The organism is Desulfonatronospira sp. (assembly GCA_003563255.1).
In the GTDB taxonomy this organism is placed as follows: domain Bacteria; phylum Desulfobacterota; class Desulfovibrionia; order Desulfovibrionales; family Desulfonatronovibrionaceae; genus Desulfonatronospira.
Map to the genome: position 1 here is coordinate 1 of PWSL01000119.1, position 5,546 is coordinate 5,546.

General features: G+C 50.9%; 4 protein-coding genes. 1 reads left to right on the top strand and 3 read right to left on the bottom strand.

What is annotated here, in order from left to right:
* The 3 genes from QZP87_RS03360 to QZP87_RS03370 form a co-directional block, all read right to left on the bottom strand.
* Nucleotides 1-1,192, bottom strand: a 1,192-nt coding sequence (locus QZP87_RS03360; RefSeq protein ID WP_291321502.1) for a DNA polymerase, incomplete at its 3' end; no start/stop codon positions are given.
* Between the two features lie 44 nt (nt 1,193-1,236).
* Complete coding sequence (locus QZP87_RS03365) at nt 1,237-1,737, bottom strand: hypothetical protein (protein ID WP_291321503.1); 501 nt, start codon at nt 1,735-1,737, stop codon at nt 1,237-1,239.
* Between the two features lie 8 nt (nt 1,738-1,745).
* Complete coding sequence (locus QZP87_RS03370; protein ID WP_291321504.1) at nt 1,746-2,366, bottom strand: hypothetical protein; 621 nt, start codon at nt 2,364-2,366, stop codon at nt 1,746-1,748.
* Between the two features lie 941 nt (nt 2,367-3,307).
* On the opposite strand from QZP87_RS03370, the gene QZP87_RS03375 reads away from it, so the two are divergent.
* Nucleotides 3,308-5,546 (top strand): helicase-related protein (locus tag QZP87_RS03375; protein ID WP_291321505.1); only part of this gene is annotated, 2,239 nt, incomplete at its 3' end.

Here is a 5,546-nt window from a genome sequence, read left to right on the forward strand (position 1 = left end):
AAGGTCCATTTCCTTCTGCGTTGACAATTTTCCAGACCCTTTCCCACATTTCACGTCCACGACCGTCCATATACCTGTCTGGATATTTGACAATTTCTACATCAGACCTGACTGGAAAACCGTTTAGAATGATTTCGCCTGCCTTTTTCATTAAGGCCTGGGCTGTAGCAATGTCGTGGTCCAGCCGTTCAAGAGGTGCTTCTATCAGTACCGCATCGTGAACAGGGGCCACTACAGAAATGCCGTTGTCGGTAAGGAGGGTACAGGCTAACCTTAACATCTCAGCGCCATTGGCTTGCATGGGGAAATTGCGAAGGGACCTTGGGTTGCTTGATATTGGAGATATATGCAGCTCCCACCCTAGAACTGTCCATAGTTTTCCCTGAAGCATGGCGTGGTTAAGAACCCCATCAGACCAGTTCCAATATTTCGAGTAGGTTCTACTATGGAGACTCAGGAGTTCTCTGGCCTCAATTTCTGGTCGGTTTATTCTTAGAGACAGGGACTGAGCTCCCATCCCATATTGTACGGCCAGTACACACGCCTTACACAAATTTCTTTCATGCTTATGCGTCTGCTTGGTGGCATCTTCAGGAGCGAGACCTGCCTGGATAGCAAACTTCATGTATGGATCACCGCTCAAGTAAGCGTCCATCATAAGACCGTCCCCAGACAATGCCGCTGCAATGGCAAATTCCTGCTGGGACCAGTCGATATAAGCCAGTCCATAACCAGGTTCAGGCCGGATCAGACCCCTAAGCCAGGCGGAGGGTCCGAAGATAAACTTTGAATTGCTGGGTTGGTTGCGCCCTGTCTTGGCCCTGAAAGCGGAAATGAGAGTTCTGTTTCTACCATCTTCACCTACCGGAAGATCAGAAAGTCTCATTTTTGATAGTGAGTCCCGTAGCTCCCTAATTGGTGCAATCGCTGGATAACTCCTGGCCATGTCTTTGAAAGTATCATCGCACATGTCCAGGGCACCCGATTTGAGCCTGGGCCACGGGATACCGTTTCGCGTCAGGTAGGCCTCGAAAAGATTTCTTTTAAAAGTCCTTCCCTCGAAAATATTGTCGCCGCGGTTCACGTCCTCAATAAGACGATCCTGTATGTCTTCCCAGCTGTTCCGGAGGATTTCCAGACGGGGCATGTCTATGGGAACACCGGTATGTTCGATTTTTGCGGCTGCTGCCATATACCGGCCTCTGACCAAGGCCCTTGGGAGGTCAATTTTGGGGATCATGACAGGAAGCAGTTTTTCCAGTGCCCGGACATCGCTCTCGCATAGTCGAGCAGCGCATTTTGCTCATCCTGATCCCATGGACCGCCCCTAAGTGCCAGATTGCGCATTTCGTCTTTATCTACGGCCGCTATCACAGGGAGACCGTGATAAACCATCGCTCCGATTAGTCCTGAACCGCTAGGCGTGTACAATCCATTTGTCATACAGCGAAATTCCGTGAAAAGGTCCAGGATGTTTACAGTTACTGACCAGTCCAGGGATAAATGGCACTGAATTTCTGCAGAAGCGTAATAAGCCACATACAGTACATCCCTACCCATAGAAAAGGGGGGACGCCCCTTAAAGAGTTCGTCCCCCCAGAGTCTGATAAGTTGGTCCGTTTTTATCTCGTAAGCCACCATGCAGATTGGCTCCTGCCTGTCTCCAGGCTGGGCTCTGAACTCAAAATCAACCAACCATACAGCGTTAAAGGAGTTTAGTTCGACTCTGGTTTCCATGACTCCCCTTATATTACCCCCGCCAAACGCTTCAGGACCGGGTGGTCCGGGGAATCAATAACCCTGTCCTTGAAAGCGGTGATGAGCAGGTCCTTAAACGTTGTTTCGGGCCACAAAGGTTCAGGCAGCTCTCCGACAGCCTCAAACACATCATATGCGCCCAGGGACATATTGGCAGCCACGCGGACCCATTTCTTTTTTGCATGTTCCGCTGCTTCCAGAGCACTATGATTCCAGTTATCAAGCCTTCCGTCTTCGCCGGGAAGTCTAACAGGCCAGATAAACACCACACCCTGCCGGTTGATCGCTGTGAGTAAGAGTTTGGGAGTTATTTCTCCCGGAATCTCATCCCACATATCTTTAAGGACGAGGTAATGTTCTCGATCCTCTTTGAGTTCCAGGATGGCAGTCTGCAACTGCCAATCATCACTAGGATGGACTCGAACAAAATCCTGGCGGTTGGGTTTACGCACCGGAACCGTGGTAATCATCTTTTTCACCCCGGCCAAAGAGTTGAAGTCTTGGCTGAGGCGAAGTGAGTCGACATTAAAAATCATGTCGTTGACCAACTTGGTTCTGTCAGGGTTTTCTAACTTAATTGACGTTTTCATCTTTTCTTTTTTAGCCATGATAATCTCCATATTCTGTTAAATTTTAAGGATTTAAGTTGTTATTCCCATCAACCTTTGCCAGTTTAATTGATCAAGCACTAAAATTTTTTTTTCATTCAGTTTACCTCCTCACGAACTTTCAGGAGATTATGCAGAAAAACTGTTTTTTTAAGTTCAAATTTAAAATAATTTTACAAGCATATGTTTTTTTTAAGTAAACATATGAAATAATTATAAATCTATTTTTTTTTTAGAATTATTGTGGATGCTCAGGAATAATGTACGAACCGAACATGGCCCGGGTGGATATTAGGCGACTGATCGGTGCCGGTCCGCCGGGCGCAGACTGGGAAGGCAGATCCTGCTTGCAGCAGGCTGCAGATCCATCCGGGTACGCTGCGCAGGGACACTGGTTTTCCTTGGCCGGTAGGCTCTGGTCATTGCGGTCAATCGTGGTTTAGTTTTTTAGCGAGTCCAGCTGCTACCTCTCCAAGCTCTCAGTGGTAAAGTAGAGTGACTCTTAGTAAACCATGGGCTGGAGACGTTTGACGGGAGGGTTCTTGGTAGCGAGAGATGGTAATTTAATATAGTTGTCGACCGGGAAGAATAATTATGTTTGAACAACCTGCAACAGATTCTAAAGCAATGTGCAGGATATTGCCAGCTTATCAAGTATAAGTTGGGCGGGTGTAGCTGTTTCTCCAGGGAAGAAGCTGAACTGTTGTTCATAATACTGGCCTGAGGTCATATAAGAAGTTCAGTGATCATAAGCAGACTAACGCCATTTGAATCGCATAGTTGACCTTAAGTCTGCCTTAAGTTATGCGGGTTCTGTATACTGTTTACGGTTTGTAATATCTTAAGCCACTATCCACAGGTTTTGTACCTGCAGATTTGCCCTGGTCCTACAGGGCTGAAGTTCGACATTCCCACAAAATTTTGATCCGGAAGGCTTGAAGATGTCTCTAAAATCCGCCTCGACTCTGGCTCCAGGGGCCAGGATACTGGTTCGGGATGCAGAATGGCTTGTCAGGAGAGTGGACCGTGCTTCCACAGGCGGACAGGCTCTTACCTGTGTCGGATTGTCTGAGCTGGTCCGGGACAAAGAAGCCATATTCCTTACAGATCTGGAGGCCCTGTACAGCCCTGTCAAAAGCCTGGACCCGGCCCGCACTAGACTTGTTGCTGATTCTTCCAACCAGTACCGGGACAGCCTGCTCTATCTGGAAAGCCTGCTGCGCCAGACACCTCCTACTGATTCCAATCTGTATATAGGCCACCAGGCGGCCATGGATCAGGTCCCATACCAGCTGGATCCGGCCCTGCAGGCCCTGGAAAAGCCAAGGCAACGCATTCTCATTGCCGATTCCGTGGGGTTGGGCAAGACCCTGGAAGCCGGGGTGCTCTTGAGCGAATTAATGCGCCGGGGAAGGGGCAAGCGCATCCTGGTGGTGACCATGAAGAGCATGCTCACCCAGTTTCAAAAAGAGCTCTGGACCAGGTTTGCCATACCCCTGACCAGGCTGGACTCCATAGGGCTGCAGCGGGTACGCTCCAGGATTCCCACCAACCACAATCCCTTCTATTATTTTGACAAATCTATCATATCCATGGACACCCTGAAACAGGACAATGAATTCAGGGTGCATCTGGAAAAGGCAACCTGGGACGTGATAGTAATAGATGAAGCTCACAACGTGGCCGAAAGGGGACACGGACGCACCCAGCGGGCGCGCCTGGCCAGGCTGCTGTCCAGACAATCGGATTCTTTGATTATGCTTTCGGCCACACCGCATGACGGCCGGGCCAGAAGTTTCGCCAGCCTCATGAACATGCTGGACCCGACTGCCATTGCCAATCAGGATGATTACGGGCCTGAAGACATAAAGGGCCTGTTCATCCGCCGCTTTAAAAAGGACATCCAGCATCAGGTCAAGGGCTCATTTAAGGACAGGCGCATCGGCACCTGCCATATCCCGGCCACTGAGCAGGAAGAAGCTGCCTTTGCATGCCTGGCCGGTCTCAACCTGCATACCCTGGACAATAAGCGTACCGGAGGCCAACTGTTTCAGACCACCCTGGAAAAGGCCCTGTTCTCCAGTCCGGCAGCCTGCCTGGAGACCATTGATGCCAGGCTGCGTCAATTACAAAAAGCGCCCCGTGGTGCCTCTGCCGGGGATTTGCAGGCCCTGAATGACTTGCGCGATGCAGTGATGAACATAACTCCTGCAAGCTTCAGCCGTTTTCAAAGGCTGGCAGGCCTTCTGAACAACCCCTCCAGTGAGCTTCACTGGACCGGCAAAGATCCCCGGGACAGGCTGGTCATCTTTACCGAGCGTATTGCCACTTTGGAGTTTTTGTACAGGCATCTGCCACCGGCACTTGGACTCAAAGTCGGGCACGTGGAGCGCTTGCACGGTGGTCTCTCTGACGTTGAACAGCAACGTGTAGTTGAAGATTTCGGTCGGGATGAATCGCCCCTGCGCCTGCTTATTGCCTCAGATGTTGCATCCGAAGGGATAAATCTGCACTATCTCTGTCACCGGCTTATCCACTTTGACATCCCCTGGTCCCTGATGGTCTTCCAGCAGAGAAATGGCCGCATAGACCGCTACGGCCAGGAGCGCACTCCATTGATCAGCTATCTGGCCATCCAGAGCCGGGAGCCTATAATCCAGGGAGATATGCGTATCCTGGAGCTTTTAATCAGCAAGGACGAGGAAGCCACTAGAAATATCGGGGATCCTTCGGCCCTCATGGGCGTCTATGACATTGAGGAGGAAGAAGCCAGAACAGCCGGCGCCCTTGAACAGGGTCTCTCCCCGGAGGACTTTGCCGCCAGGGACCTGTCCGCCCCACAGGATGGCCCCCTGGACCTGCTGGCCTTTCTGGAAGAGGGCCAGGAAAAATCCAGGGAGTCTTCGGTCCAGCACCGCCTTGGACGTATGCCTACACTTTTTGCAGATGATTTCGAGTATGTACGCCTGGGACTTAACCGCCTGGACCGGGACCACGGCCTCTCGCCGGATATTGACGAGAGAATGAGGATTCTGGGCATGAATGTGCCCGAGGATCTGATGCACCGCTTCACATTTCTCCCCCGGGAGATCCAGCCCCGTAACGGAAGGCTCAAGCTTACCGACGACAAAAACACCATGCAGGAGGAGATAAGGCGCTGCCGCAAGGATGAGCAGGCCT